Source organism: Streptomyces sp. NPDC045846, from assembly GCF_056431605.1.
Window position 1 is genome coordinate 313,367 of record NZ_JBWKKJ010000011.1, and the last position, 26,000, is coordinate 339,366.

Below are 26,000 nucleotides of genomic sequence, written 5' to 3' on the forward strand. Positions count from 1 at the left end.
TCCGGCTCAACGGGGTTTGGGTGCCCCAGGGTTGAGGGGAGGTCCAGCGCACGTTCCCCCGGGTGGGGGACGGCACCCCCACGCCCCGCAGGGTTCAGGCTTTGCTCGCAGAGCAGTTCCTGACAAGTCGTCAGGTCTGTAATCTGACTATACGTCAGTTACGACCGGCACGGCTCAGTCATGTTGGCCATCGACCAGGAGCGGGCGGAACGATGCTTGGATCGACTCACGGCACCCTCACGACCGACTTCCGCGCGCGGGTGGTCGCCTGCGGCGAGCAGCCCGCCCCCGGCGCCGTCCACGGCAGAGCGGCCGGCGAGGGCGACCTGGACGTCAGCGGCCGCCCCCTGTACGCCGACGTACCCGACCTCGACCGGTTCTTCCGGCCCGAGTCCGTCGCCGTCGTCGGGGCCTCCGACGCCGAGGGCCGCCCCAACACCGGCATCACCCGCCAGCTCATCGACTGGGCCCGCCGGGTCGGCGCCCGCATCCACCCCGTCCACCCCACCCGCGCCTCCGTCTTCGGGCTGCCCTGCGTCCCCTCCGTATCCGACCTGCCGGAACAGGTCGATCTGGCCGTACTCCTGGTCGGCGACCCGCTCCCCGTCGTCGAGGAACTCGCCGAGGCCAAGGTGAAGTTCGCCGTCGCCTTCGCCTCCGGTTTCGCCGAGACCGGCGAGCAGGGCGCCGCCGCCCAGGAACGGCTGGCCCGTGCCGTCAAGCGGTCCGGTCTGCGGCTGCTCGGGCCCAACACCAACCTCAACGCCTTCGAACGCTTCCGGGACGACCTCGACGGCCCGGCCATCGCCCTCATCACGCAGTCGGGGCACCAGGGGCGGCCCGTCTTCACGATGCAGGAGCTCGGCGTGCGGCTCTCGCACTGGGCGCCCACCGGCAACGAGGCCGACCTCGAAACCGCCGACTTCATCTCCTACTTCGCCGAGCGCCCCGAGGTCGGCGCCATCGCCTGCTACGTGGAGGGGCTCAAGGACGGGCGGTCCTTCCTGCTCGCCGCCGACCGCGCGGCCCGCGCCGGGGTGCCGGTGGTGGCCGTCAAGGTCGGCCGCACGGACGCGGGCGCGCGCATGGCCGCGTCACACACCGGCAAACTGACCGGCGCCGACGACGTCGTGGACGCGGCGATGCGCCAGTACGGCGTCATCCGCGTCGACGGACTCGACCAACTCCAGGACACCGCAGCCCTGTTGGCCAGAGCTCGCACGCCGCAGGCCGACGGCGTCGTCGTGTATTCGATCTCGGGCGGCACGGGGGCTCACTTCTCGGATCTCGCGACCGCCGCCGGGCTCCACCTCCCGACCCTCTCGCCCGCCAAGCAGGACGAGCTCCACACGTGGATACCGTCCTACCTGAACGTCGCCAACCCCGTCGACAACGGCGGCCACCCCGTCGGCGACTGGCGCGGTCGCAAGATCATCGACGCGATCCTGGACGACCCCTCCGTCGGGGTGCTGATCTGCCCCATCACCGGGCCGTTCCCGCCCATGAGCGACAAGCTGGCGCAGGACCTGGTGGACGCGGCGGAACAGACGGACAAGCTGGTGTGCGTGGTGTGGGGGTCGCCGCTGGGCACCGAGACCGCCTACCGCGAGACCCTGCTCGGCTCGGGCCGGGTCGCCACGTTCCGTACGTTCGCCAACTGCATCGGGGCCGTGCGGGCCTACCTCGACCACCACCGGTTCACCAGCGGCTACCGCTCCCCCTTCGACGAGGCGCCCCGGGTGCCCTCCCCCTCCTTCCGCAAGGCGCAGGCGCTGATGCGCCCGGGCCAGCAGCTCAGCGAGCACGCAGCGAAACAGCTTCTCCGGGCGTACGGCATCCGGGTGCCGCGCGAACAACTCGTGACCAGCGCGGCGGCCGCCGTGCGGGCGGCGGGGCTCGTCGGCTACCCCGTCGTCATGAAGGCCTCCGGCGCCCGTCTCGCCCACAAGAGCGAACTCGGCCTGGTCAAGATCGGGTTGACGTCGGCCAGCCAGATCAGGGACGCCTATCGCGAACTCACCGACATCGCCCGCTACGAGGGCGTCGAACTCGACGGCATCCTGGTCTGCCAGATGGTCGAGCGCGGCGTCGAGATGGTCGTCGGGGTCACACACGATGCGCTGTTCGGCCCCACCGTGACCGTGGGGCTCGGCGGGGTGCTGGTGGAGGTACTCGGGGACTCGGCCGTACGCGTGCCGCCGTTCGGCGAGCGGCAGGCGCGGGACATGCTCGGCGAGCTCCGGGGGCGGGCGCTCCTCGACGGTGTGCGTGGCGGGCCGCCGCTGGACGTGGACGCGCTCGTCGAGGTCGTCCTGCGCGTCCAGCGCATGGCGCTCGAACTCGGCGACGAGCTCTCCGAGTTGGACATCAACCCCCTGGTGGTACTCCCGCGCGGACAGGGCGCCGTCGCGCTCGACGCCCTCGCCGTCTGCCGCTGATCCCGAGCCTCGGTCGACCGGTGAACCCGACGCACGCCCGACCGCCATCCCGCTCCCCCGTCCCGCAGCCCAGCCCGCGCCCGTCTTGGAGCCCGCATGGAACCGCTCGATTCATTGGTACTGCACGCCACTGACAACGGCGTCTCGTGGATCACGCTCAACCGGCCCGACGCCCTGAACGCCGTCACCTGGGAACAGCGGGAACGGGTCATCGAGCTGCTCGGCGCGGCCTCGGCCGACCCCGCCGTCCGGGCCGTCGTGATCACCGGAACGGGCAAGGGGTTCTGTGCGGGCGCCGATCTGCGCGGCGCCGCCCCGGCCGACTCCGGGTCGGACGGCGAGCGGATCGCGGGGGACGTCGCCCGCATGATCCGGCAGGGTGCCCAGCGGCTCGTCACGGCCGTACTCGACTGCGAGAAGCCGGTGATCGCGGCCGTCAACGGCACCGCCGCCGGTCTCGGCGCCCACCTCGCACTCGCCTGCGACCTGGTCCTGGCCGCCGAATCGGCCCGGTTCATCGAGGTGTTCGTACGCCGGGGACTCGTGCCGGACGGAGGCGGCGCCTACCTGCTGCCGCGCCTCGTGGGACCGCAGCGCGCCAAGGAGCTGATGTTCTTCGGCGACGCGCTGCTCGCCGCCGACGCCGAGCGCATGGGCCTGGTCAACCGGGTCGTCGCCGACGCCGAGCTCGCCGCCACCGCGAAGGAGTGGGCCGAGCGGCTCGCCACCGGGCCGACCCGCGCCCTCGCCCTCACCAAACACCTGGTGAACGCCTCCCTCGACACCGACCGCAGCACCGCGCTCGCCGCCGAGGCCTGGGCCCAGGAGATCAACATGACCACCCGGGACGCGAACGAGGGAGTGGCCGGGTTCAAGGAGCGCCGGAACCCCAAATACCGCGGTTTGTAAGCGCTTTCGACACGGCGCGGACGGCGCGGGGCTTCCTATCTGACATACCGTCAGGTTCAATGGCTGGTGTGATGGGACACGCAGGGATGGCGGCCACCGTCGTCCGATACCTCAGGTCCGTCGGCGCCGCCACGGCCGCCGAGCCCGTCGAGTTCCTGCCCCGGCCCGACCTGCGGGCCGTACGGGACGACGAGCGGGCACCCGTCGATCCGGCCGAATTCCGCCGCGTGCTCGGCCAGTTCGCGACCGGCATCACCGTCATCACGGCCGAGGACGCCGACGGGCCCACCGGGTTCGCGTGCCAGTCCTTCGCCTCGCTCTCCCTCGACCCGCCCCTGGTCGCCTTCATGGTGGCGCGTACGTCGACGACCTGGCCGCGCATCGCCCGCGCCGGGGTGTTCTGCGTGAACGTGCTGGGAGCCGGACAGGGCGCGCTGTGCCGGGGGTTCGCGGTCAGCGGGGCCGACAAGTTCGCCGGGGTCGACCACGACGCCGCGCCCGCGACCGGCTCGCCCCGCATCGACGGCGTACCGGCGTGGATCGACTGCCGCGTCCACGCCGTGCACACCGGCGGTGACCACCTCATCGTGGTCGGCCGCGTCGAGGCGCTGGGCACCGGCGACGACGCCGAGCCGCTGCTCTTCCACCGGGGCCGGTTCGGCCGCTTCACCGACTGAACGAAGCCGGTCCTCCCAACCGCCCGCGCCAGGGCAGCTCAGCGCTCCTGAGCACCCCGGCTCCCGCTCACGCGCGGCTCCTGAGCGATCCGGCGCCCGCTCTCACTCACGGCTTCTGAGTGGCCACGCTCACGCCCACTCGCCACTCCTGGACAACCCGGCTCCCGCTCACGCGCGGCTCCCGCACAGCCCGGCCGCCGCTCGCGCCCGCGGCTCCCGCACGGCCCGCCCGCCGCTCACTGCCGGGGCTCCTGAACCTCCCGGCTCCCGCTCACCAGGACCCCTCGGTGATGAGGCCCCCGCTGCGGGTCTCCACGCGCAGGGTTCCCTTGTCGCCGTACTCCGCGTGGCGCCAGTTCGCGAAGACCTCGGCCACCCGGCCGCCCTCCCCGTCGCCCGCGCCCGCCGGCGGATTGAAGTTGACCGTCACCACGGCCTGCTCGGCCGCGCCCTGCTTGCGGATCCGCACCGCCACCACCGAGGGCCACATCCCGTCGTCGGCCTTGGTGAGGTGCTTGCCGTAGTAGTCGACGAAGTCCCGCGTCATGTCGAACCAGCCCGCCGGAAGGCAGGGCGGCGCCGTGCCGTCGGTGGGCGGCCCGGGCGTGCCGGGGTCGGCGTCGGTGGGCGGGCCTGGGCTGCCCGGGTCGCCGTCGGTGGGCGGGCCCGGGGTGCCCGCGGCGTCGTCCCCGTCCGTCGGCGGGCCGGGGCTGCCCGCGTCCTGGTCCGTCGGCGGACCCGGCGTCCCGGCCTCGTCCTCCGTCGCCGGGCCCGCGCCCTCCTCCGTCGTGCCGTCGCCGCAGGGAGCGGCCGACGTGGCGGACGACTTCGCCGGGGCGACGGCCGCCGGGTCGCCCGGGCCGGACTTTCCACAGGCGGCCACGGCGGCACACAGCAGGGCCGCGACCAGCACGGCGCGCGGTACGGCTCCCGGTCTCCCGGCGTTCATGGTGTTCCCCCTCGGTCGCCCGTCGGGGAACGCGGTCCCGCCGAGCGTCACCCGGCGCCGTCCCCGTACGGGAAGAGGGGATCACACGGCGAGCGGTTCCCCGGTGGGGCTGCCGCGGCGGATGACCAGGGCCATCAGGGCGGCCGCCGCGCACAGCGCGCCCGCGGCGTACCAGACGACGTCGTAGCTGCCGAAGACGTCGCGGGCCAGGCCGCCGAGGAAGGCGATGAGGGCCGCGCCGACCTGGTGCGAGGCGAGCACCCAGCCGAAGACGATCGCGCTGTCCTCGCCGTAGTGCTGACGGCACAGGGCGATGGTGGGCGGCACGGTGGCCACCCAGTCGAGCCCGTAGAAGACGATGAAGAAGACCATCGGCGGGTGGACGGCGGGTGCGAGCAGCATGGGCAGGAAGAGCAGCGAGACGCCGCGCAGGGCGTAGTACGTCGCGAGCAGGCGGCGGGCTTCGAAGCGGTCGGTGAGCCAGCCGGAGAAGATCGTGCCCACCACGTCGAAGACCCCGATGACGGCGAGGAGTCCCGCGGCGGCCGTGACCGGCATGCCGTGGTCGTGGGCGGCGGGTACGAAGTGGGTCTGGACCAGGCCGTTGGTGGAGGCCCCGCAGATCGCGAAGGTGCCCGCGAGCAGCCAGAACGGCCCGGTGCGGGCGGCCTTCACGAGCACCGTGAGGGTGCGGCGGGCCGCGCCGGTGACGGGGGCGGGCTTGGGTGTGTCCGCCCGCGATCCGTACGGTGCGAGGCCCACGTCCGCCGGGTGGTCGCGCAGCAGCAGCCAGACGAAGGGGACGACGGCGAGCGCGGCCAGGGTCACGGTGATGGCGGCCGGGCGCCAGCCGTGGGCCTCGACCATCCAGGACAGCAGCGGCAGGAAGATCAGCTGGCCGGAGGCGGAGGCGGCGGTCAGGATGCCGGTGACCAGGCCGCGGCGCTCGGTGAACCAGCGATTGGTGACGGTGGCCGCGAACGCGAGCGCCATCGAGCCGCTGCCCAGGCCCACCAACAAGCCCCAGTACAGGACGAGTTGCCAGGCCGCGTGCATGAAGACGGTGAGCCCCGAGCCCAGCGCGATCACGGTGAGGGCGACCGCGACGACCTTGCGGATGCCGAAGCGGTCCATCAGGGCCGCGGCGAAGGGGGCGGTGAGGCCGTACAGGGCGAGGTTCACCGAGACCGCGGCGCCGATGGTGCCGCGCGACCAGTGGAACTCGTCGTGCAGCGGGTCGATCAGGAGGCCGGGCAGCGAGCGGAAAGCGGCCGCCCCGATGATCGTGACGAAGGCGACGGCCGCCACGAACCACGCGCGGTGGATCCTGGACGCGTCCTTCCTGGGCGGCGCGGGCTCGACCTGGGGGCTGTCGGTTGTCTGGGTCACGTCACACAGCCTGGCCGTACGCTGGTCCCCGAACGAGTGGCCCGAAGGTCGCTCTTCGCAGGGATCGGGCCACGCCCGGCCGCCGCCCGCGGCCCGGGACCGAGGGGAAGGACCGCCATGAACCAGCGTCCCGGCCGGACGGGAAGCGCGCCCCACCGCGTCGTGGTGCTCGCGCTCGACGGGCTGCTCCCCTTCGAGCTCGGCATCCCGCAGCGGATCTTCGGGCGCGCGGTGGACCCGGAGCGCGGGGCGCTGTACGAGGTGGTGACGTGCTCGGTGCGGCCGCCGGGGCCGGTGCGCACCGACGCGGACTTCTCGGTCCTCGTCGAGAAGGGGCCCGAGACGCTGGCCACCGCCGACACCGTGGTGATCCCGGCCTCGTACGCGCTGGGCCCCGTCTTCGACGAGGGTGTGCTCACCCCCGAACTGGCCGCCGCCCTCGCCCTCGTACGCCCCGGCACCCGCATGGTGGCCATCTGCATCGGAGGCTACGTCCTCGCGGCGGCGGGCTACCTGGACGGGCGCCCGGCCACCACGCACTGGTCCTCGGCCGAGCACTTCCAGCGGCTCTTCCCCGCCGTCGACGTGGACCCGGAGGTGCTGTTCATCGACGACGGCGACGTGCTGACCTCGGCCGGGGTGGCCGCCGGGATCGACCTGTGCCTGCACATCGTGCGCCGCGACCACGGTTCGGCGGTCGCCAACGAGGTGGCCCGGCGCACGGTGGTGCCGCCGCACCGGCCGGGCGGTCAGGCGCAGTTCATCCGCCGCCCCGTCCCCGAGCCGCGGTTGGCGACGACGGCGGGCGCGCGGGCCTGGGCGCTCGGCCGGCTGCACGAGCCGATCCAGCTGCGCGACCTGGCCGAGCGGGAGGCGATGTCGGTGCGCACCTTCACCCGCCGCTTCCGCGAGGAGGTGGGCCTGAGCCCCGGCCGGTGGCTCACCCAGCAGCGCGTGGAGCACGCCCGCCACCTGCTCGAATCCACGGATCTTTCAGTGGACGCGATAGCCCGCGCGGCGGGCTTCAACACGGCGACCTCCCTGCGCCAGCACCTCCAGGCGGCCCTCGGCGTCCCCCCGACCGCCTACCGCCGCGCCTTCCGCGCGGGCGTGGGGAGTTGACCCCGGCGCGGCCAAGGGCGCGGCCCGGCTAGAACGTCAGCACCCCCCGCGCCACCCTCCCGTGGTGCAGGTCGTCCGCCGCCTTGGTGAAGTCCTCGACGGGGTACGTCCTGGTGACCAGTTCGTCGAGGAGCAGGGCTCCGCGGCGGTACAGGTCGGCGTAACGCGGAATGTCGCGCTGGGGGCGCGAACTGCCGTAGCGGCAGCCCAGGATGGACTTGTCCAGGAACAGGCCGGCGGGCGGGAACGACGCCTCGACCGTGGGGGCCGTCATGCCGAGCAGGATCGCCTGGCCGTGGCGGTCCAGGAGGTCGACGGCCGCGCGGACCAGGGCCGGGTGGCCCACGCATTCGAAGGCGTGGTCGGCGCCGCTGGGCAGGATGTCGCGGACGCCGTCGGTGGAGGGCAGGAAGTGGGTCGCGCCGAACTGGCGGGCCAGCGGCTCCTTCGCCGGGTTGGTGTCCACGGCGACAATCACCGAGGCGCCCGCGATGCGCGCGCCCTGGAGGACGTTGAGGCCGATGCCCCCGGTGCCGATGACCACCACCGTCTCGCCGATGTCCACCCTGGCCCGGTTGAGCACCGCGCCCACCCCTGTCAGCACCCCGCAGCCGATCAGGGCCGCCGAGGTGAGCGGCACGTCCTCGGGGATCCTGATCGCCTGTACGGCCTTGACCAGGGTGCGTTCCGCGAACGCCGAGTTGGCGGCGAACTGGTGGAGCGGTGACCCGCCCCGCGAGAACGGGCGGCCCGGCATGCCGATCGCCTTGCGGCACATCGTCGGCCTGCCCCGGTCGCACTCCGCGCACGCCCCGCAGTTGGCCAGCGTGGACAGTGCGACGTGGTCGCCCGGTGCCACATGGCCGACCCCCGCGCCCACCGCCTCCACCACGCCCGCGCCCTCGTGGCCGAGCACCACCGGCACCGGGAACGGGATCGTCCCGTCGATGACGGACAGGTCGGAGTGGCACAGCCCGGCCGCCGCGACGGCGACGAGCACCTCCCCCGGCCCCGGCTCCCGTATCTCCAGATCGTCGACGACCTGGCTCTGCTTCCCGTCGAACACGACACCTCTCACGGAACACGGACCTCCCTGGGCAGGCCGAGCACCCGCTCGGCGATGATGGTGCGCTGGATCTCGTCCGAGCCGCCGTAGATCGTGTCGGCCCTGGTGAACAGGAACAGGTGCTGGAGCGGGTCGAGTGGGTAGGGCCGCGCCTCGTCCCAGTCGGCCGGTCCTACGGTGCCGGCCGCCCCCCGTACCGCCATCGCCAGCTCCCCGAGCCGCTGGTGCCAGCCGCCCCACAGCAGCTTGGCCACGCTGGACGAACCCGCCTCCCCCGAGCCCCCCAGGGTGCGCAGGGCGTTCCAGCGCATGATCCTCAGCTCGGCCCACTGGTCGACGAGGCGCCGCCGCAGGACGGGATCACGGACGGCGCCACTGTCGAGCGCGAGCGAGACGACGCGCTCCAACTCGGCCGTGAAGCCGACCTGTTGGGCCAGCGTGGAGACCCCGCGCTCCAGCTCCAGCAGGCTCATGGCGACCTGCCAGCCGTTGCCCTCGCCGCCCACGAGGTGCTCGGCCCGCGCCGTGGCCCCGTCGAAGAACACCTCGTTGAACTCGCTCGTGCCGGTCAGCTGCCGGATCGGCCGGACCTCGATCCTGCCCGGCTGGTCCATCGGGACGAGCAGGAACGACAGGCCGCGGTGGCGTCGCGAGCCCTCCTCGGTACGGGCCAGCACGAAGCACCAGTCGGCCTCGTGGGCCAGCGACGTCCAGATCTTCTGACCCGTGACGCGGTACGTGTCGCCGTCGCGGCGGGCGGCGGTCCGGACACCGGCCAGGTCGGAGCCCGCGCCGGGTTCGCTGTAGCCCTGGCACCACAGCTCCTCGCCGCGGGCGATAGGGGGCAGGAAGCGGTCCTTCTGTGCGGGGGTGCCGTGGGCGAAGAGGGTGGGGGCGAGGAGGTTCTCGCCGATGTGGCCGGTGCGGGTGGGGGCGCCGGCGCGGGCGTACTCCTCGGCCCAGGCGACCTGCTGGGTGAGGGTGGCGGTGCGGTTGCCGTACGCTCCGTCCGGCCACCCGAGCCCGATCCATCCGCCCTGGCCCAACTCCCTTTCCCAATCGGTTGGTTGCTCGGCCATGTGGGTGGCCAGCCAGGTGCGGGCGGTGTGGCGGAAGGTGTCGTCCTGCGGGTCTGTGCGGAAGTCCACGGTGCCTCCAGTCGAGAGAGCGGCCTTTTCCCCCACCCCGCCCCTTCCCGAGACCCTCCGGGGGTTGAAGTGCGCTCCTGGGGCTCCGCCCCAGACCCCGTTCGCGCCTAAAGGGCGCTCGTCCTCAAACGCCGGACGGGCTAAAGATGCCCATGCAGGCCAGCACCGGTGCCGCTTAGGGGCGCGAGGAACTGCGCGAGAAGCGGGCACGGTCCGAGGACGAAAGCGGGTTAGGGGCGCGGGGAACTGCGCGACCGGCCACCTGCGGGCCGCGGGCGAGCGTCGTCCGGGCATCCAGCCTCTCCGGCGTTTGAGGAGCGGGGGTCCGGGGGCAGCGCCCCCGGGGGCCCGCCGTCTCGACCCCCTGTGCGGGCGGGTGGGTGGGCAAGCCCCCGGGGTCTGGGGCGGAGCCCCAGGCACACCGGGTTCGGGGCGAACCCCGAGCGGGCTGGGGCGACCCCCGAGTGGAACGGTCCGGCGAGCCCCGGGCGGGGTGGGGCGAGCCCCGGGTGGGCCGGTCCGGGGAGCCCTGGGCGGGCTGGGGGCGAGCCCCGGGTGGGCCGGTTCGGGGAGCCACGGGGAGGGGTTCCGGGGGCCAAGAGGGGCGCACGGTCAGCTCGTTGGGGGGGCCGCGTTGGGACGGGTCGAGGAGGCCGCCGCCTGGGCCATCTCCTCCAGCCGCGCCAGCATCGGCATGGGATCCACCCCCACCGTCCCCGGCAGGAAGTCGGCGATGCGTTCCGGCGTCCAGCCCCCCTCCGCGTACCCCGCGCGAAGCTCCCGCGGCTGCGCCCACACCGCGATCTTGGGGCCCGCGACCGTGTACACCTGCCCGGTGATCCCCTCGTCCCGGGCCCGCTCGGACAGCAGGTAGACCACCAGCGCCGCCACGTCCTCCGGCGAGCCGATCTCCTTCAGCTCCATGGGGACGTTGGCCGACATCCGGGTGCGGGCAACGGGCGCCACCGCGTTCGCCGTCACCCCGTACTTGTGCAGCCCGAGCGCGGCGCTGCGTACCAGCGAGATGATGCCCCCCTTCGCCGCGCTGTAGTTGGCCTGGGCGACACTGCCCTGGTGGTTGCCGCTGGTGAAGCCGATCAGCGTGCCCGAGCCCTGCTTGCGCATCACCGCCGACGCGGCCCGGAACACTGTGAACGTGCCCTTCAGATGCGTGGCGACCACCGGGTCCCACTCCTCCTCGGACATGTTGAACAGCATGCGTTCGCGCAGGATGCCCGCCACGCACACCACCCCGTCGATCCGCCCGTACCGCGCGAGCGCCGTGTCCACGATGCGCTGGCCGCCCGCCATCGTGGAGATGTCGTCGGCGACGGCCACCGCCTCGCCGCCCGCCGCGACGATCCCCTTGACCACCGCCTCGGCGATCTCGCTGCTCGGCTCACCGCCCTCGATCGAGACGCCGTAGTCGTTGACGACGACCCTGGCTCCCTCGGCGGCCGCGGCGAGCGCGACGGCGCGGCCGATGCCCCGGCCGGCCCCCGTCACGGCGACGACCTTGCCTGCCAAGAAGTTCCCCACGTCCGGCCCCTTCCCGCGGTTTCTGACGGACCGTTAGATTTTTGACCCGTCGGACGCGTCACCACAAGCCCCCGGGAGGGACGGGTATGTCACTGCCGCCCGAGTTCCACGACATCGCCAAACGCGTGAACAACTGGGGCCGTTGGGGGTCCGAGGACGAGCGCGGCACGCTCAACCTCATCACCGACGAGGTGATGAGGGGCGCCGCCGCCGAGGTCCGGTCCGGCCGCCGCGTCCCGCTCGCGCTCCCGCTCCGGCAGGACGGCGTCCAGACCGGGATCATCCCCGGCCGGATCAACCCGCTGCACACCATGGTCCAGATCAACCAGGAGATCTTCGGACCCGGCACCGTCGCGTGCAGCGACGACGCGGTGACCTTCGGGCTCCAGGCGGCCACCCACTGGGACGCCCTCACCCACGTCTCGCACTCGGGGAAGATCTACAACGGCCGCCCGGCCGCCACCATCACCGCGCACGGCGGCGCCGAGTTCAGCGGCATCGACAAGCCGGGCCACGTCGTCTCGCGCGGGGTCCTGCTCGACGTGGCCCGCGCCAAGGGGGTCGACCGGCTCGAAGGCGGGCACGCGGTGACCCCGGAGGACCTGGCGGAGGCGGAGGAGTTCGCGGGGGTCACCGTGCGCGCCGGGGACATCGTCCTCGTACGCACCGGACAGGTGCGGGTGTACCTGTCCGGGGACCGGCACGGCTACGGGTATCCGTCCCCGGGGCTCTCCGTGCGCACGCCCGAGTGGTTCCACGCGCGGGACGTCGCGGCGGTCGCCAACGACACCCTCACCTTCGAGATCTTCCCGCCGGAGATCGAGGACCTGTGGCTGCCGGTGCACGCCCTCGACCTGGTGGAGATGGGGATGCTCCAGGGCCAGAACTGGAACCTGGAGGCGCTGTCCACCGCCTGCGCGGAGGCGTCGCGCTACGCGTTCCTGCTTAGCGCCATGCCCGAGCCGTTCGTGGGGGCGACCGGAACGCCCGTGGCCCCGGTGGCCGTTCTCTGACCGGACTCACGGGTGGCGGCGCCGCGTGCGCGCCCCGAGCGCGGCACCGTCGCCGCCACCCCGGCATCGGCGACCGGCTCCGCTCCTCGTGTGCCCTGAGAGGAGCCTCGCCCTGGTGGAGCTGACGCCGTGCCGCGACCCGCACTCGCCGAGGCCGTGCAGGGCCTCGACGTCCCCTCGCGACGAATCGCTCATCCCAGGGTGATCAGGGCGCAACGATGCGTCAACACCTGCTGAGCAGTTCACCACTTATGCCGTATTTGTGACAGCGCGGGGAGCCTCATACGCCCCGCTCCCGTACGCCCCGTCCGTGCGCCCCGAACACTCCTTGAGCCCCGAATGACCCGAAAGCTCCGGTGTGGGCGGCGCTCCGGGCGCGTCGCGGTCCACCTCGCACCAGATCGACTTGCCCCCGCCCTCGGGGCGCCAGCCCCAGCGGTCGGCGAGGCCGTCGACGAGTTCGAGCCCGCGCCCGTTGGTGTCGTCACCCTGGGCGTGGCGCGGCCGGGGCGGACAACAGCTGCTGTCCGCCACCTCGACCCGCACCGTGCCGCCCTCGGCCGGGCCGAGCAGCATCCGCAGCACCGCCGGACAGCCCGTGTGCACCACGGCGTTGGTGACGAGCTCCGAGATCAGCAGGATCAACGTCTCGGCACACGGCTCATCGAGCCCTATGCCGCACCCCGCCAGTCGCGAGCGCGCCCACTTCCGGGCCCGGCCCACCTCGGCGGGATCCGGCCCGACCTCCAACTGAACCTGAAGCACCTGCACCGTTCACACCATCCGAACCGGCGGACACATCGCCTCGCGCCTCACAGGGACCACCATCGGGGTCACAGAACGTGATTCCCATGGGAGACAGCATGGTTGACGTACAGTCACCGCAACAAGCGCTTCGGGCATATTCCAGCGCGAAGGAGTATGCGTGGTGCATACTGTGCGGCTCACCGTGCGGAGAACCGAACGGGAGCACGTACGACGCCCCCGTCCGGCGCGGTCGGCGTGCGTTTCCGGGCCCGGAGCCGCCGCATCGGCAACGCCGGGAGAGCCGGGCCACACCACCTCTCGCATCCCACGGAGAGTACCGGAGAGCGCCCCCGAGTCCGGCTCGTGGCGAGTGCGCCGGGCCCGCCGGTTGTCAACGCACCGTGACCGTGTACCGCGCACGGGTCACCCCTGGACGCCGCTCTGGAGCGCGTCGGCCAGCGCCTCGGCCGCCTGTTCCGCCGACTGCCACTGCTCGGCCCGCACCCAGGCCCGCTTGAGGTGCAGATGCACGTCGGCCTCCCAGGTGAAGCCCATCCCGCCGTGCACCTGGAGGCAGTCGCGCGCACCCCGCACGGCCGCCTCGTCGGCGAGCAGTTTGGCCCCGGCGATCTCGTCCGGGTCGCCGGTCACGGCCGCCGCGTAGACGGCGGCCCGCGCCACTTCGGTGCGTACGAGCATGTCGGCGCAGAGGTGCTGCACCGCCTGGAACCCGCCGACCGGCCGCCCGAACTGCTCGCGCTCCTTGGCGTGTTGGACGGCCAGCTCGGTGGTGCGGGACGCGCCGCCGAGCTGCTCGGCCGCGGCGAGCAGCACGGCTTCGGGCAGGGTGGACGTGCGCGCCCCGGGCGTCCGGTGCAGCGGTGTCAGCGGGTCGAGCGAGCGCACCGGGATCGCGTCATGGGCGTCGCCCTGGACGTGGTCGGCCTCCGCGAGCCAGCAGACGAACCCCCCGTCGACCCGGGTCACCACCGTCTCCCCGGTGGCCGCGCCCGCCACGGACCCGGCCGCGAGGTGGGTCGCCACCAGCGGGCCCGGCAGCAGCGCCCGCCCGGCCTCCTCGAACACGAGCACCGCCTCGGGCAGTCCGAGCCCGACCCCGCCCTCGTCCTCCGGCAGGCGGAGCGCGAAGAACCCGGCCTCGCCGAGCGCGCGCCACAGCGTGCGGTCGAGGCCCGGCCGCTCCACCGCGGCCCGCAGGGCCTCGTGGTCGAACCGGGCGTCGAGCAGCTCACGCATCCCGGCCTTCAACGCCCGTTGCTCGTCGGTGAGTTGGAAGTCCATCAGCGCCCCTTGGGCAGGCCGAGGACGCGCTCGGCGACGATGTTCCGCTGGATCTGCGAGGTGCCCGCGGCGATGGTGTACGAGAGGGAGGAGAGCCGGTCCAGGGTCCAGTCGCGGTCGAGGTCGAGGCAGTCGGCGCCCAGCACCCGGGCCGCGGTGTCGTACAGCTCCTGGCGGGCGTGCGAGTAGCGGAGCTTGAAGACGGAGCCGCCGAGGCCGGGCACCCCGCCCCCGCGCTCCGCCTCGCTCACGTTCCACTGGGTCAGCCGCCACAAGGCGGTGAACTCGGCGTTCAGGCGGCCGAGTTGACGTCTCAGTGCGCTGTCGTCCCAGCGGCCGTTCGCCTTCGCGGCCGCCGCGAGTTCGGCGAGCGTCCGGCGGCAGGCCACCACCTCCCCCACGAAGGCGGTGCCGCGCTCGAAGGACAGGGTGACCATGGTGACCCGCCAGCCGTCGTTCTCCGCGCCGACCCGGTTGCCCACCGGGACCCGCACCTCGTCCAGGAACACCTCGGCGAACTCGGCCGACCCGGCGAGCGTGCGCAGCGGGCGGACCGTGACGCCGGGCGCGTCCATCGACAGGGCGAGCCAGGTGATGCCCCGGTGCTTGGGCGCCGCCTCGCTGATGGGCTCGGTGCGCACCAGCAGTTCGCACCAGTCGGCGACTTCGGCGTGCGAGGTCCAGATCTTCGAGCCGGTCACGACGTAGTCGTCACCGTCGCGCACCGCCCGGGTGCGCAGCGCCGCGAGGTCGGAGCCCGCGTCCGGCTCGCTGAAGCCCTGGCACCAGATCTCGTCGCCGCGCAGCACCGGCGGCAGCCAGCGCGCCCGCTGTTCGGGGGTGCCCTCGGCGGCGATGGTGGGGCCCGCGTGCAGCAGTCCGACGAAGTTCGCGCCCACGTAGGGGGCGCCCGCCCTCTCGGTCTCCTCCAGGTAGATGAGGTGCTGGGTGGGGGTGGCCCCCCGGCCGCCCGCCTCCTCGGGCCAGTGCAGCCCGGCGTACCCGGCGTCGTAGAGCATCCGCTGCCAGGCGGTGTCGTACGCACGGCGCGCCGGCCAGTCCAACGGGTCCGGCCTCGCGGGGAGTCGGCGGAGCGAGACCGTCAGCCACTCCCGCAGCCGGGCCCGGAAGGCCTCTTCCTCCTCGGTGTACGTCAGGTCCATCGGCGCTCCCTCGGCAGGCCCGCGGCCCCATCGACCCACATATCTGATGCCCCGTCAGGAAGCAGGCTAGCCGCGCGCCTCTGGACCAGCAAGGAGAGGACGCCTACCCTCTCCGGATATCTGACGGCTCGTCAGTTGGGGGCTGGGTCATGACCGACACCGCACACGCACTGAGCTCCTCGCGCACGCTCTGGGAGCTGATCGAGCGCCGCGCCGAGCTCACCCCGGACCGCCCGGTGCTGCTCCAGGGCGACCGCACGCTCACCTTCGGCGGCCTGCGCGAGCGCTGCGAGCGGGTGGCGGCGGGGCTGTACGGCATGGGCGTGCGTCCCGGGAGCGTGGTCGCCTGGCAGCTGCCGACCCGCATCGAGACGGCGGTGCTCTCCTTCGCGCTGGCCCGGCTCGGCGCGGTCCAGTCGCCGGTGATCCCCTTCTACCGGGACCGCGAGGTCGGCTTCGCGCTGCGCGAGTCCAAGGCGGACTTCTTCGCGACACCCGGGGTGTGGCGCGGCTTCGACCACACCGCCATGGCCCGCCGCCTCGGCGCGCGGAACCTCTTCGAGGCGTACGGCCAACTGCCGGACGGCGACCCGGGGTTGCTGCCGCCCCCGCCCGCCGACGGCACCTCCGTCCGCTGGATCTACTGGACCTCCGGCACCACGTCCGACCCCAAGGGCGTGCTGCACACCGACCGTTCGCTGATCGCGGGCGGCTCCTGCCTCGCGCACGCGCTGCGCCTGTCGGCCGCCGACGTCGGCTCCATGGCCTTCCCGTTCGCCCACATCGCCGGTCCCGACTACACGGTGATGCTGCTGCTCTACGGCTTTCCCGCGGTGATGTTCGAGCACTTCGCGCTGCCGGACGCGCTGGCGGAGTACCGGCGCCACGGGGTGACGGTGGCCGGCGGCTCGACCGCCTTCTACTCGATGTTCCTGACCGAGCAGCGCAAGCGGCCCGGCGAGAAGGTGATCCCCACCCTGCGGCTGCTCGCGGGCGGCGGCGCCCCGAAACCGCCCGAGGTCTACCACGCGGTCGTACGGGAGATGGGCGTGCAGCTCACCCACGGGTACGGCATGACCGAGGTCCCCATGATCACGATGGGTGACCCCGACGACACCGCCGAGAACCTGGCCACCACCGAGGGCCGCCCGCCGCCCGGCATGGAGATCCGTGTCACCGACGAAGCGGGCCGCCCGGTGCCGCCCGGCACCGACGGCGAAGTGCGGCTGCGCGGCGAGGCGGTGTGCCGGGGGTATCTCGACCCGGCCCAGTCCAGGGACGTCTTCGACGCCGACGGGTTCCTGATCACCGGGGACGTGGGACACGTCAAGGAGTCCGGGCACCTCGTCCTGACCGGGCGGATCAAGGACATCATCATCCGCAAGGGCGAGAACATCTCCGCGAAGGAGATCGAGGACCTGCTGCACACCCATCCCGGCGTCGGCGACGCCGCCGTGGTCGGCCTCCCCGACGCCGAGCGCGGCGAGCTGGTGTGCGCGGTGGTCGAACAGCCGCCGGGCGCAGCCGGGTTGACGCTGCCCGGCATCACCTCGTATCTGCGCGAACAGGGCCTGTCCGTGCACAAGTTGCCGGAGCGGCTAGAGGTGGTGGAGGCGCTGCCGAGGAACGAGACGCTGCGGAAGGTGCTGAAGTACAAGTTGCGGGAGCGCTTCGGCGGGGCATGACCCCTGCGCCCTGTCACTCCCCCACGAGGACGGACCGATGGAACTCACCCGCAGACACCTGATACTGGGCGCCGCCGCGCTCTCGGCCACCACGCTCCTCCCGGCCACGGCGCGCGCCGCCGTCCGGCCGCGCGCGAGCGCGAACCCGGCCGACTGGATGGCGGCGCTGCCCGACAGCCTCTCGCTGCTGCGCATGACGATCCCGGGCACGCACGACTCCTGCTGTACGAACCCGAACAACGGCACCGAGTGGTCGCACACCCAGAACTGGGGCCTGACCCAGCAGTTGCAGCAGGGGATCCGCTTCTTCGACATCCGGGCCAACGGGCTCCAGGGCCACCTCAAGGACGCCTTCGGGATCTACCACGGCGCCTTCTACCAGGGCATGACGTTCGGCGACGTGCTCACCCAGAGCGCCGCCTTCCTCGACGCGCACCCCGGTGAGGTGCTCCTCATGCGGCTCAAGAAGGAGAACGGCACCAGCAACGACGTGGGCGCCGACTTCAAGAACGTCCTCGACGTCTACCTCGACCAGAAGGGCTGGCGGCCCCGGTTCCTGATCACCGACCGGGTGCCCACGCTCGGCGAGGCGCGCGGCAGGATCGTGCTCATCGCCCAGTTCGACAACGACTGGCCGGTGCTCCAATGGCCGGGCGGAGACAACGACTTCCTGTCCAACCAGTACATCCGGCTCCAGGACATCTACCAGGGCCTGTCCTGGCCGTCGAAGAAGACCGCCAAGGTCACCCAGCAGTTCGACAACGCCCGCACCGACCAGGACTCGGCCCAGCTCTACATCAACTTCACGAGCTACGCGGGCGGCGGCTGGCCCAAGGTCAACGCCGACGCGATCATGCCCGGCGTGCAGAGCTACCTCACCGCGCGCCTGAGCGAGCGGACCCACCTCGGGGTCGTCCCGATGGACTTCCCCGACTTCCACTCGGACACCCTGCGCACCCTGATCGACTGGAACCGGCACTGACCGCCGCGCCTACGCCAGCGTCGTGAAGTAGGCGGCGAACGCGGCCACCGCGTCCGGTTCGGTGATCCGGCCGTCGGCGTCCCCGTCCAGGGCCACGGCCACGTCGGCGGCGGCCCCGGGCGAGGCGCCGAGCGCCCGCAGCGCACGCTCGGCGTCGGACACGGAGACCGTGCCGACGCCGGCCGTGTCGGCCACCGCGAACGCCGCGTGCAGGAAGGGCCGGGCGATCTCGGTGAACCGGTCCGTGCGGTCCCGCAGCCGTTTCAGGGCACCGCCCACGAACTCCTGCCGGGTCACCCGCTGGTCGCCGTCCACGTCCGCGATCCCGGCCAGGCCCTGCCACAGCGCCTCCGCGCCGCCGTACAGCGCCTGGCCCTTGTCGCAGCGGGCGGTCGTGTCGAACTCGGCGAGCAGGGCGGCGGCCGCCGTCGAGAAGTCCTCCCGGTCGATCCAGCCGTTGCCGTCCTGGTCGAAGGAGGCGAAGCGGGCGGCCACCCGGCGCTCGTACTCGGCACTCTCGGGGCTCTCGGGACTGTCCATGCTGTCCATGGCCGGAGCGTACGACCAACGGCGCCCGCGTGAGGGGGTTACGCGGACGAGTACCGCGAGCGGGGTCCCGGTGACCGGGACGCGACGGGTTTACGCGGAGAGGGGTTCGGCCAGGTCGTCGGAGGCCGAACCCACATCCCCGTACACCTCGAAGAGCCGGCGCACCCCGAGCGCGGCGAGCACCTTGTTCACATGGCTGCCGTCCAGGGCGCCGCGCGCGGGCAGGATCAGCCGCAGCCGGCCCTGGCAGGAGCGCATCAGACGGCGGGCCGCTATCAGCACGCCCACGCCGATCGAATCGCAGAACACCACCCCGGACAGGTCCAGGACCAGATTCCGGCGGCCGTCCGCGACCACGGCGTGCACCTGCCGGCGCAGCCCCGGTGAGGTCACCAGGTCCAGCTCGCCGCTCACGCGCAGCACCGTCCACGCACCCTGCTCCGACTCGTCCACTCTCAGCGTCACGTCGCCGGCCCCTCTCTTTGCTGCCGTGCCCCGTGGTTGCGCCACTGCCCCGCCCCACTCCCGCGAAACACGCCCTTTACCACCAGCGGACTTTGCGAGGGCGCACTTGGTGCAAACCTCCGTGCATTGTCAGCCCGTCGCATTACATTCGTAGATACACAGGGACGGGCGCACAGGGGCACAGACGGGGACGACAGGGTTGGGGAGCCTATGCCGAAGGACGCACCACCTCGGTGGGACCGCCGGATGCAGCAGCGGCTCGCGCGCGGCGAGGCGGCCGCTCTCGGCGAGCTCTACGACCGGTTCGCTTCCCTGGTGCACAGCCTCGCCCACCGCGTGCTCAGCGACGAGGACGCGGCGGACCAGATCACCCGCGAGGTCTTCGGGTACGTGTGGGAGAACCCGGACGCCTACGACCCCAAGCAGGGCTCGATGCGCTCCTGGGTCGCCAAGCTCACCCAGCGCCAGGCCGTGCAGCGCCTGCGCCAGGACGAAGCGTCCTCGTACGCGGAGAACGGCGGGGGCTGCTCGACCGAGGAACTGGAGCTGAAGGTGCGCCGGGCATCGGCGGCGGCCCGCGCCGACTACATCGTGACGTCGATGCCCGCCCCGCTGCGCGCCGCCCTGGAGCTCGCCTACTTCCAGCGCCGCGACTACCGGCAGGCCGCCGCCGACCTCAGCATCACCGAGGACGAGGCGCGCCGGCGCCTGCGGCTCGGCCTGCAACTGCTCTCCTCGGCCATCACCCGGCCGCCGGAAGGAGCCGCGCCGCCCGGATACGGACGGGCGCTGTGAGCGGGCCGATGGAGCAGGGCGAGCCCCGGCCCGACGACGAGAACACCCCGCGCATACCGTCACCGCGGGCGGCGGGCGACGACCTGACGGGCGGCGAGCGGGGCTCCGGCGCGTTCGTGCCCGGGCCGCGCGAGGCAAACCGTTTCCCCCCGCCGCCCCCGGAACCGTCCCGCGCGGCGGAGCCGGAGCCGGACCCCGAGCCCGAACCCGAGCCGCCCGGCTCGACGGAACCCGACGCCGAACCGCCCGCCGCCGAGCCGGAACCGGCGGGTCCCGACGCCGTCCCCCAGGAAGCAGCGGTGCCCGAAGTCCCGCAGGAACCCGCCCCGCTCGCGGAGCCGCCCTCGCACACCGTGCTGAAGTCACTGCTCGGCGCCTGGGCGCTGGCCGCGTGCTCCGCCGAGGAGACCGACGCCGTCGAGGCGCACCTCACCGAGTGCGCGCCCTGCGCGGACGAGGCGCTGCGACTGCGGGACGCGGTGGGGCTGCTCCAGGCCGAGCGCAGCCTCGACCTCGACCCGATGCTGCGCTCCCGCGTCCTGGAGAACTGCCTGGTCCGGCGCCCGGCCCGCATTCCGGTGCCCGCCTGGGCGGCCCCGTACGACGCGGAGGCCGCGCTGCTCAACGACTTCGGGGACGCCGAATGGCATGCGCCGGTGCGTCTGAAGTGGTTCGAGCAGGAGCGCCGGACCACCCGACGGACGACGGTCGCCGGAGTCATCGGGCACCTGATGGCTGTCGACGCGCTGGTGGCGACCGCGCTCGGCCTCGACGAGCCGGTGCCGCTCGACGCCGAGGCCGCGGCGGGCGGCCCCACCGCGCGCACCGAGGCGCTGTGGCGGGCCGGGCAGTACCCGCTGACCCGCACGGTCCGCGACCCCTGGCGCGAGCAGTCCCACACGTTGATCCGCACGGTGTCGTTCGCGGGCCGGGGCGTGGCCGAACTGGACGTGTCCTACGGGGAGTTCGCGCTGCCGCTCCAGGACGCGATGCTCGACCGGGCCTTCGAGTGCTGGATCCACGCGGGCGACATCGCGGAGGCCGTGGACTATCCGTACGACCCGCCGTCGGGGTCGCATCTGCACGGCATGATCGACCTGGCGGCGCGCATCCTGCCCGCCGTCCTGGCCGGCCGCCGCCGGGCGGGGCTCGCCGCGCCCGCCCGCGGCCTGGTCACGGCGGGCTCCCCGGGCCGTTCGCTGCGCCTGGAGATCGAGGGCGTGGGCGGCGGCGACTGGCACATCGCGCTCGACTCCCCGGCGGCCGTCGCCTCGCCCGAGCACGAGGTGGCCCATGTCGCCCTGGACGGCGTGGAGTTCTGCAGACTGGCCGCCGGTCACGTGCCGCCGCAGGACGCGGCCGTGGGCCAGCTCGGCGACCGCGAGGCCATCAGGGACGTCCTGTTCGCGGCCGCCTCACTGAGCCGGCTCTGACCCTTCGAAGGCTCACCCGGGCCGGGCTCCCACCGCTCCGGAAGGCTCGCCCGCGTACGGCTGACGCTGCCCCGGAGTCCCGCCCGCGTACGGCTTACGCGAAGACGACCGTACGGCGGCCGTTGAGCAGGATGCGGTGCTCGGCGTGCCACTTGACGGCCCGCGCCAGCGCCTGGCACTCGACGTCCCGGCCGATCGCGACGAGCTGGGCGGGGGTGACCTCGTGGCCCACGCGCTCCACCTCCTGCTCGATGATCGGCCCCTCGTCGAGGTCGGCCGTCACGTAGTGGGCGGTCGCGCCGATCAGCTTCACGCCGCGCGCGTGCGCCTGGTGGTAGGGCTTGGCGCCCTTGAAGCTCGGCAGGAACGAGTGGTGGATGTTGATGATCCGCCCGCTGAGCTCCTTGCACAGGTCGTCCGAGAGCACCTGCATGTAGCGCGCGAGCACCACCAGTTCGACCCGCTCCTCGCGCACCAGCTCGACGAGCCGCGCCTCGGCCGCGGCCTTGGTGTCCTTGGTGACCGGGATGTGGTGGAACGGCACGTCGTAGGACGCGACGAGCTCGGCGAAGTCGGTGTGGTTCGAGACGACCGCCGCGATCTCCACCGGCAGCGCGCCGGAGCTGGAGCGGAACAGCAGGTCGTTCAGGCAGTGCCCGAACTTCGACACCATGAGGATGATCCGCATCCGCTCCTCGGGGCGGTGGATCTGCCAGTCCATCTCGAAGGAGTCGCCGACGGCCGCGAAGCTGGCGCGCAGCTTGTCGACGGTCAGCGGGGCCTCGGCCGAGAAGTGGACCCGCATGAAGAAGAGACCCGTGTCGCGGTCTCCGAACTGCTGACTGTCCTCGATGTTGCATCCGGTGATGAACAGATAGCTCGACACGGCATGCACGATGCCCTGCTTGTCCGGACAGGAGAGCGTGAGGACGTACTGGTCAGTCATCCAGGCAGGATGCCACAATCCGGCACCCGCGCAGGTTCCCGCCCAGGATCCGGACCTCAGGCCGAGCGGGTCAGGATGCGCAGCACTTCGAGGGAGCGCGGCGGCGCGTCGGGGTCCTCGCCGTCGCTCTGCGCGAGCCGCACGTGCGCCTCACGCGCCGCGCGGACGGCCTCGGGCCAGGCGTGGTGGGCGAGGTAGGCGGAGACCGGGGCGTCCGCGCCGACCTGGTGCATGATGCGCAGCACCCGCAGGACGGCGAGGTCGACGAGCGCGGCCTCGCCCGAGTCGCGGAAGATCGTGCCGACGTACTTCTCGGCGGACCAGTTGTCCAGCCAGGTGTCCTCGACCAGGCGGTACACGGCGTCGGTGACGTCCCCGAACCCCTCGCGCCCGGCCAGCCAGGTCTCCTCGTGGAAGACGGGGTCGGAGAGCATGTGCAGCGCGGACCGTACGTTCGTACGCCAGCGCCACCACGGCATGTCATTCAACGGCATGCCGCCCATGGTGGAGGAGCGACGGCCGCGACGGGAAGGGCTTGCTGAACCTTGCTGCACGTTTTCGATCGTACGTTCCCCACGATCGCCGCCCGACCGGCCCCCGCAATTCACCTGTGTGTCACCCTGCGTTGAAGCGTGCTCACTTCCCCGTTACCCATGAGGCGGAAGTGTGTGGGCACATGACCGGTTACGGATGGCGGCGTCATCGGGGCTCGACCAGGCCCTGGCGCTCGATCAGTTCGATCAGCTCGAAGGCCGCCGTGTTCGCCACGTGTTCGGCGGTCGGCGCCGGCGTCCTGACCGGCTGCGGTGTACTCCCTGGAGTCGCGGGGGGCTCCAGGGAGCCCATCACCGTGATGACCTGGGCCCCCGACGGCACCTCGGCCACCAACACCCCCGGCATGCCCGCGATGGCGAAGGCCTTCGCCCGCTGGGTCAACGCCAACGGCGGCATCGACGGCCACGAGCTGAACGTCCACACCTGCAACGAGCACAACACCGCGACCGGCGCCTCGGACTGCGCGCGCCGCGCGGTGAAGGAGAAGGCGGTCGCCGTCGTCGGCTCCTACAGCCAGTACGGCAGCGCCTTCATGCCCTCCCTCGAAGTGGCCGGCATCCCCTATCTCGGCGGATACGGCATATCCGACCAGGAGTTCACCAGCGCGCTGTCCTACCCCGTCAACGGCGGCCAGGCCGCGCTCATCGCGGGCAGCGGGCAGCAGCTCGCCCCGGACTGCGAAGCGGTCTCGCTGGTACGCCCCGACACCATCGCCGGCGACGTGCTGCCGGCGCTGCTCAACGCCGGGCTGCTCGCCGTGCACCGCAAGCCGGTCGCCGACATCCGCACGACCGAGGACGCCGGCGACTACACCGCCGAGGCCCAGCGCGCCCTCGCGCAGGCCGGGGCGGATCCCGCGCAGGTGAACCGGCTGGGCCGCAAGGCGGCCGAGCAGAAGGCGAGGAAGGGCTGCGTGACGGCCGTGCTCGGCGACCGCACCGAGACCTTCTTCGACTCCTTCCGCAGGGTGGAGAGCGACGACCAGAAGGTGCGGGTGGCGTCCGTCATCGGCTCCATCGGCCAGCCGCTCATCGACCGCACCGGCGGCAAGGACGGCCCCTTCGAGGGCGCGTACGTCACCGGCTGGTACCCGGAGGCCGACGACCCGCGCTGGGACCCGATGAAGAAGGTCATCCGCGAACAGGCCTTCGGGGACGACGCGATCGACGCGGCGGACGCCGGGGTGCAGACCACGTGGATCGCGTACACCGCCCTGAAGAAGGTCGTCGAGTCGCTCGGCCAGGACTCGGTGCGCGCCGTGGACGTGGTGCGCGCGCTCAACAAGGGCGTCAGCGTGAACACCGGCGGCCTCACTCCCGACCTGCGCTGGCGCTTCGAGGACATGCTGGCGGCCCCGGACTTCCCGCGCATCGTCAACCGCCAGGTCACGTTCCAGGTCGTGCGCGACGGCCGGCTGGTCTCCCTGAAGAAGGGCTTCGTGGACGTGAGTCCCACCCTGGAGAACACCGCCGCGAACGGCTGACCGCCTCGGGCGCCGCCCGGCGCGCTAGAGCTGGGTGGCTCCCCGCTTGGTCAGGTTCCACTTCGTGGCGATGGCGTTCCAGAGCCCGGAGGCCTCCTGCTTGGACTTGGTCGCCTCACCGCTCGCCTTGTCGCCAAGCCCCGCGTCCTTCGTCCGCTTGGCGTGCCCGTCCTTGCAGCCCTTCCCCTTGTCACCGGCGACCGCGTCCGCCCATGCCGCGTAGCGGTCGTCGGCCGCGGCCGAGGACTGCCACGCCTTGGTGAGCGCGGCGGAGAGCTGGTCGTGGTTCGGCAGCTTGTCGATGGATAGCTGACCCAGGCGCGTCACCAGGTCACCGCGCTGCTTGGCGGCCGAGCGCAGCGTGGCCGCCGCCTGGTCGAGCTTGTCGCACTTGCGGATGTCGGCGACGGCGCCGATCACCGCGTCCCGGCTGCTGCCGCTGTCGGCGAGCACCTTGTCCAGCGCCTCGGCCTGCGCCTTGGCGGGGTCGTCGGCCGCCTTCGCGCCGCCGCCGTCGCCGGTGGCGGGCGAGCTGACGCCCGCGGGCTGCTTGTCGTCCTTCTTGGCGTCGTCCCCGCCGCCGCTGAGCAGCGCGCCCGCGCCGAGCCCGATCGCCGCGCAGCCGACGACCACGGCGGCGATGAGGCCGACCCGCGACTTGCGCCGGGGCGCCTCCGGCTCGTACCCGGACGGCTGCCCGGCGGGCTCCTGGTACGGGGGCTGCGGCGGCTGGTAGGGCGGCTGCTGCTGGGGCCTGTTCAGCGGCACGGAGGGCTGGAAGCGGGGCAACTGGGCGGATTCGGAGCCCTGTTGGGGCGGGCCGTCGGCCCGGAAGAGGCTGTCGAACTCGGCGGGCGGCTGCCGCTCGCCCGGAGCGCCCGGGCGTATCCCGTACGGCGCGTCCTGCGGGGCCGGGGGCACCGGCGGCAGCATCTGGGTCGGTCCCGCGTCCTGGCCGGGGGCCCGGGCGCCGAGGAAGGCGGTCCCCTCATTGGCGTGCTCCGGCGGCAGCGCTCCGGCCCCGCCGGAGACCGGGGCGATGTACTGCGTGGCCTCACTGCCCGAACCGCCGGGCACGGGCGCGAGGTACTGCGTCGCCTCGCTGCCGGAACTCCCGGGCGTGGCCGCGATGTACTGGGTCGCCTCCGAGTCGCCGTTGCCGCCCGCCACCGGCGCGAGGTACTGCGTCGCCTCGCCGCCGGAGCTTCCGGGCGTGGCCGCGATGTACTGGGTCGCCTCCGAGTCGCCGTTGCCGCCCGCCACCGGGGCGAGGTACTGCGTCGCCTCGCCGCCCGGACCGGCGGGCACGGGCGCGATGTACTGCGTGGCCTCCGCGTCCCGGCCGCCGTTCTCGGGCGGGAGGGGCCGCCCGATCGTCGCCGGTCCCTGCGGCGGGCCGACGGGAGGCGGCGGCTGCGAGGCGTGGCCCTGAGGGCCCCAGGGCTGACCCCAGGGCTGGGCTCCAGGAGGCGCGGGCAACGGCTCCCCGGCACGGGGGCCGCTTCCGTCGGCGGGCAGCACGACACCCTCGTGCGCGGGCCGTACAGCCGGAAGCTGCGGCTCGTCACCCTGTCGGCTCTGCGTCACCGGAACTCCTGTACGTGGACCTACGGAATCGTCGGTTCACGCTACCGGGTACCCCTAC

Annotated in this window: 24 protein-coding genes; 10 read left to right on the forward strand and 14 right to left on the reverse strand. The window is 72.9% G+C overall.

Annotated features, from left to right (window positions below; all coding sequences use genetic code 11):
• Positions 1 to 212: 212 nt before the first annotated feature.
• The 3 genes from AC07F3_RS30335 to AC07F3_RS30345 all read left to right on the forward strand — a co-directional run bounded on the left by AC07F3_RS30335 (position 213) and on the right by AC07F3_RS30345 (position 4,024).
• Positions 213 to 2,438 (forward strand): acetate--CoA ligase family protein, encoded by a 2,226-nt coding sequence (locus tag AC07F3_RS30335; protein ID WP_479117599.1) that lies wholly within the window; start codon positions 213 to 215, stop codon positions 2,436 to 2,438.
• A 96-nt stretch (positions 2,439 to 2,534) separates the two neighbouring features.
• The gene (locus AC07F3_RS30340; protein ID WP_479117600.1) at positions 2,535 to 3,347 is read left to right on the forward strand and encodes an enoyl-CoA hydratase/isomerase family protein; all 813 of its coding nucleotides are present in this window, start codon (positions 2,535 to 2,537) and stop codon (positions 3,345 to 3,347) included.
• 86 nt (positions 3,348 to 3,433) lie between these two features.
• Entirely contained in the window at positions 3,434 to 4,024 is a 591-nt protein-coding gene (locus AC07F3_RS30345; protein WP_479117647.1) for a flavin reductase family protein, read from the forward strand.
• 271 nt (positions 4,025 to 4,295) lie between these two features.
• Here AC07F3_RS30345 and AC07F3_RS30350 read toward each other — a convergent pair whose 3' ends face one another.
• Together AC07F3_RS30350 and AC07F3_RS30355 are read right to left on the reverse strand one after the other, a co-directional pair.
• Entirely contained in the window at positions 4,296 to 4,973 is a 678-nt protein-coding gene (locus AC07F3_RS30350; protein ID WP_479117601.1) for a hypothetical protein, read from the reverse strand.
• A gap of 81 nt (positions 4,974 to 5,054) precedes the next feature.
• On the reverse strand, positions 5,055 to 6,362 hold the full coding sequence (locus tag AC07F3_RS30355; RefSeq protein WP_479117602.1) for an MFS transporter: 1,308 nt from the start codon (positions 6,360 to 6,362) through the stop codon (positions 5,055 to 5,057).
• Between the two features lie 117 nt (positions 6,363 to 6,479).
• Here AC07F3_RS30355 and AC07F3_RS30360 point away from each other — a divergent pair, with 117 nt between their 5' ends.
• Positions 6,480 to 7,484: a GlxA family transcriptional regulator gene (locus tag AC07F3_RS30360; RefSeq protein WP_479117603.1), complete on the forward strand. Its 1,005-nt coding sequence runs from the start codon at positions 6,480 to 6,482 to the stop codon at positions 7,482 to 7,484.
• A 28-nt stretch (positions 7,485 to 7,512) separates the two neighbouring features.
• Here AC07F3_RS30360 and AC07F3_RS30365 read toward each other — a convergent pair whose 3' ends face one another.
• The 3 genes from AC07F3_RS30365 to AC07F3_RS30375 all read right to left on the reverse strand — a co-directional run bounded on the left by AC07F3_RS30365 (position 7,513) and on the right by AC07F3_RS30375 (position 11,237).
• A complete protein-coding gene (locus AC07F3_RS30365) occupies positions 7,513 to 8,562 on the reverse strand; it encodes a Zn-dependent alcohol dehydrogenase (protein WP_479117604.1) in 1,050 nt (349 codons plus the stop codon).
• Positions 8,559 to 9,698, reverse strand: coding sequence for an acyl-CoA dehydrogenase family protein (locus tag AC07F3_RS30370; RefSeq protein WP_479117605.1), 1,140 nt, complete (start codon positions 9,696 to 9,698; stop codon positions 8,559 to 8,561). Before AC07F3_RS30370 ends, AC07F3_RS30365 begins: the two co-directional genes overlap by 4 nt.
• Positions 9,699 to 10,310: 612 nt before the next feature.
• Complete coding sequence (locus AC07F3_RS30375; RefSeq protein WP_479117606.1) at positions 10,311 to 11,237, reverse strand: SDR family oxidoreductase; 927 nt, start codon at positions 11,235 to 11,237, stop codon at positions 10,311 to 10,313.
• Between the two features lie 86 nt (positions 11,238 to 11,323).
• Here AC07F3_RS30375 and AC07F3_RS30380 point away from each other — a divergent pair, with 86 nt between their 5' ends.
• On the forward strand, positions 11,324 to 12,250 hold the full coding sequence (locus AC07F3_RS30380; RefSeq protein WP_479117607.1) for a cyclase family protein: 927 nt from the start codon (positions 11,324 to 11,326) through the stop codon (positions 12,248 to 12,250).
• A gap of 249 nt (positions 12,251 to 12,499) precedes the next feature.
• Here AC07F3_RS30380 and AC07F3_RS30385 read toward each other — a convergent pair whose 3' ends face one another.
• The 3 genes from AC07F3_RS30385 to AC07F3_RS30395 form a co-directional block, all read right to left on the reverse strand.
• Complete coding sequence (locus tag AC07F3_RS30385; protein ID WP_479117608.1) at positions 12,500 to 13,021, reverse strand: ATP-binding protein; 522 nt, start codon at positions 13,019 to 13,021, stop codon at positions 12,500 to 12,502.
• Positions 13,022 to 13,420: 399 nt separating this feature from the next.
• The gene (locus AC07F3_RS30390; protein WP_479117609.1) at positions 13,421 to 14,299 is read right to left on the reverse strand and encodes an acyl-CoA dehydrogenase family protein; all 879 of its coding nucleotides are present in this window, start codon (positions 14,297 to 14,299) and stop codon (positions 13,421 to 13,423) included.
• Entirely contained in the window at positions 14,299 to 15,462 is a 1,164-nt protein-coding gene (locus tag AC07F3_RS30395) for an acyl-CoA dehydrogenase family protein (RefSeq protein ID WP_479117610.1), read from the reverse strand. Before AC07F3_RS30395 ends, AC07F3_RS30390 begins: the two co-directional genes overlap by 1 nt.
• A gap of 149 nt (positions 15,463 to 15,611) precedes the next feature.
• On the opposite strand from AC07F3_RS30395, the gene AC07F3_RS30400 reads away from it, so the two are divergent.
• Together AC07F3_RS30400 and AC07F3_RS30405 are read left to right on the forward strand one after the other, a co-directional pair.
• Entirely contained in the window at positions 15,612 to 17,147 is a 1,536-nt protein-coding gene (locus tag AC07F3_RS30400; RefSeq protein ID WP_479117611.1) for a class I adenylate-forming enzyme family protein, read from the forward strand.
• Between the two features lie 37 nt (positions 17,148 to 17,184).
• Positions 17,185 to 18,129 carry a phosphatidylinositol-specific phospholipase C gene (locus AC07F3_RS30405; protein ID WP_479117612.1) on the forward strand — a complete coding sequence of 315 codons (945 nt, stop codon included), beginning with the start codon at positions 17,185 to 17,187 and terminating at the stop codon, positions 18,127 to 18,129.
• Positions 18,130 to 18,138: 9 nt separating this feature from the next.
• Here AC07F3_RS30405 and AC07F3_RS30410 read toward each other — a convergent pair whose 3' ends face one another.
• Positions 18,139 to 18,669, reverse strand: coding sequence for an EF-hand domain-containing protein (locus tag AC07F3_RS30410; protein WP_479117648.1), 531 nt, complete (start codon positions 18,667 to 18,669; stop codon positions 18,139 to 18,141).
• Positions 18,670 to 18,768: 99 nt separating this feature from the next.
• The gene (locus AC07F3_RS30415) at positions 18,769 to 19,143 is read right to left on the reverse strand and encodes an STAS domain-containing protein (RefSeq protein WP_114040495.1); all 375 of its coding nucleotides are present in this window, start codon (positions 19,141 to 19,143) and stop codon (positions 18,769 to 18,771) included.
• Positions 19,144 to 19,353: 210 nt separating this feature from the next.
• On the opposite strand from AC07F3_RS30415, the gene AC07F3_RS30420 reads away from it, so the two are divergent.
• Together AC07F3_RS30420 and AC07F3_RS30425 are read left to right on the forward strand one after the other, a co-directional pair.
• Positions 19,354 to 19,938 (forward strand): sigma-70 family RNA polymerase sigma factor, encoded by a 585-nt coding sequence (locus AC07F3_RS30420; protein WP_479117613.1) that lies wholly within the window; start codon positions 19,354 to 19,356, stop codon positions 19,936 to 19,938.
• A gap of 8 nt (positions 19,939 to 19,946) precedes the next feature.
• A complete protein-coding gene (locus tag AC07F3_RS30425; RefSeq protein ID WP_479117649.1) occupies positions 19,947 to 21,371 on the forward strand; it encodes a zf-HC2 domain-containing protein in 1,425 nt (474 codons plus the stop codon).
• A gap of 94 nt (positions 21,372 to 21,465) precedes the next feature.
• Here the strand turns inward: AC07F3_RS30425 and purU are convergent, their stop codons facing one another.
• The 3 genes from purU to AC07F3_RS30440 form a co-directional block, all read right to left on the reverse strand.
• The gene (gene purU, locus AC07F3_RS30430) at positions 21,466 to 22,317 is read right to left on the reverse strand and encodes a formyltetrahydrofolate deformylase (protein WP_479117614.1); all 852 of its coding nucleotides are present in this window, start codon (positions 22,315 to 22,317) and stop codon (positions 21,466 to 21,468) included.
• A 56-nt stretch (positions 22,318 to 22,373) separates the two neighbouring features.
• Positions 22,374 to 22,820: an SCO4402 family protein gene (locus tag AC07F3_RS30435; protein ID WP_114040492.1), complete on the reverse strand. Its 447-nt coding sequence runs from the start codon at positions 22,818 to 22,820 to the stop codon at positions 22,374 to 22,376.
• A gap of 196 nt (positions 22,821 to 23,016) precedes the next feature.
• Positions 23,017 to 23,193: a hypothetical protein gene (locus AC07F3_RS30440; RefSeq protein ID WP_479117615.1), complete on the reverse strand. Its 177-nt coding sequence runs from the start codon at positions 23,191 to 23,193 to the stop codon at positions 23,017 to 23,019.
• On the opposite strand from AC07F3_RS30440, the gene AC07F3_RS30445 reads away from it, so the two are divergent.
• Positions 23,171 to 24,355, forward strand: a complete 1,185-nt coding sequence (locus AC07F3_RS30445) for an ABC transporter substrate-binding protein (protein WP_479117616.1) — start codon at positions 23,171 to 23,173, stop codon at positions 24,353 to 24,355. The genes AC07F3_RS30440 and AC07F3_RS30445 overlap by 23 nt on opposite strands.
• Positions 24,356 to 24,379: 24 nt before the next feature.
• Here the strand turns inward: AC07F3_RS30445 and AC07F3_RS30450 are convergent, their stop codons facing one another.
• Positions 24,380 to 25,942, reverse strand: a complete 1,563-nt coding sequence (locus tag AC07F3_RS30450; protein ID WP_479117617.1) for a hypothetical protein — start codon at positions 25,940 to 25,942, stop codon at positions 24,380 to 24,382.
• Positions 25,943 to 26,000: the final 58 nt, after the last annotated feature.

What these genes read in the sequence shown, in the direction of transcription:
- AC07F3_RS30435 (WP_114040492.1), bottom strand. Translation starts at nt 22,820, where the DNA reads ATGGGCGGCATGCCGTTGAATGACATGCCGTGGTGGCGCTGGCGTACG.
- AC07F3_RS30350 (WP_479117601.1), bottom strand. Translation starts at nt 4,973, where the DNA reads ATGAACGCCGGGAGACCGGGAGCCGTACCGCGCGCCGTGCTGGTCGCG.
- AC07F3_RS30445 (WP_479117616.1), top strand. Translation starts at nt 23,171, where the DNA reads ATGACCTGGGCCCCCGACGGCACCTCGGCCACCAACACCCCCGGCATG.
- AC07F3_RS30425 (WP_479117649.1), top strand. Translation starts at nt 19,947, where the DNA reads ATGGAGCAGGGCGAGCCCCGGCCCGACGACGAGAACACCCCGCGCATA.
- AC07F3_RS30420 (WP_479117613.1), top strand. Translation starts at nt 19,354, where the DNA reads ATGCCGAAGGACGCACCACCTCGGTGGGACCGCCGGATGCAGCAGCGG.
- AC07F3_RS30405 (WP_479117612.1), top strand. Translation starts at nt 17,185, where the DNA reads ATGGAACTCACCCGCAGACACCTGATACTGGGCGCCGCCGCGCTCTCG.
- AC07F3_RS30410 (WP_479117648.1), bottom strand. Translation starts at nt 18,669, where the DNA reads ATGGACAGTCCCGAGAGCCCCGAGAGTGCCGAGTACGAGCGCCGGGTG.
- AC07F3_RS30390 (WP_479117609.1), bottom strand. Translation starts at nt 14,299, where the DNA reads ATGGACTTCCAACTCACCGACGAGCAACGGGCGTTGAAGGCCGGGATG.
- AC07F3_RS30395 (WP_479117610.1), bottom strand. Translation starts at nt 15,462, where the DNA reads ATGGACCTGACGTACACCGAGGAGGAAGAGGCCTTCCGGGCCCGGCTG.
- purU (WP_479117614.1), bottom strand. Translation starts at nt 22,317, where the DNA reads ATGACTGACCAGTACGTCCTCACGCTCTCCTGTCCGGACAAGCAGGGC.
- AC07F3_RS30400 (WP_479117611.1), top strand. Translation starts at nt 15,612, where the DNA reads ATGACCGACACCGCACACGCACTGAGCTCCTCGCGCACGCTCTGGGAG.
- AC07F3_RS30380 (WP_479117607.1), top strand. Translation starts at nt 11,324, where the DNA reads ATGTCACTGCCGCCCGAGTTCCACGACATCGCCAAACGCGTGAACAAC.
- AC07F3_RS30345 (WP_479117647.1), top strand. Translation starts at nt 3,434, where the DNA reads ATGGCGGCCACCGTCGTCCGATACCTCAGGTCCGTCGGCGCCGCCACG.
- AC07F3_RS30335 (WP_479117599.1), top strand. Translation starts at nt 213, where the DNA reads ATGCTTGGATCGACTCACGGCACCCTCACGACCGACTTCCGCGCGCGG.
- AC07F3_RS30360 (WP_479117603.1), top strand. Translation starts at nt 6,480, where the DNA reads ATGAACCAGCGTCCCGGCCGGACGGGAAGCGCGCCCCACCGCGTCGTG.
- AC07F3_RS30340 (WP_479117600.1), top strand. Translation starts at nt 2,535, where the DNA reads ATGGAACCGCTCGATTCATTGGTACTGCACGCCACTGACAACGGCGTC.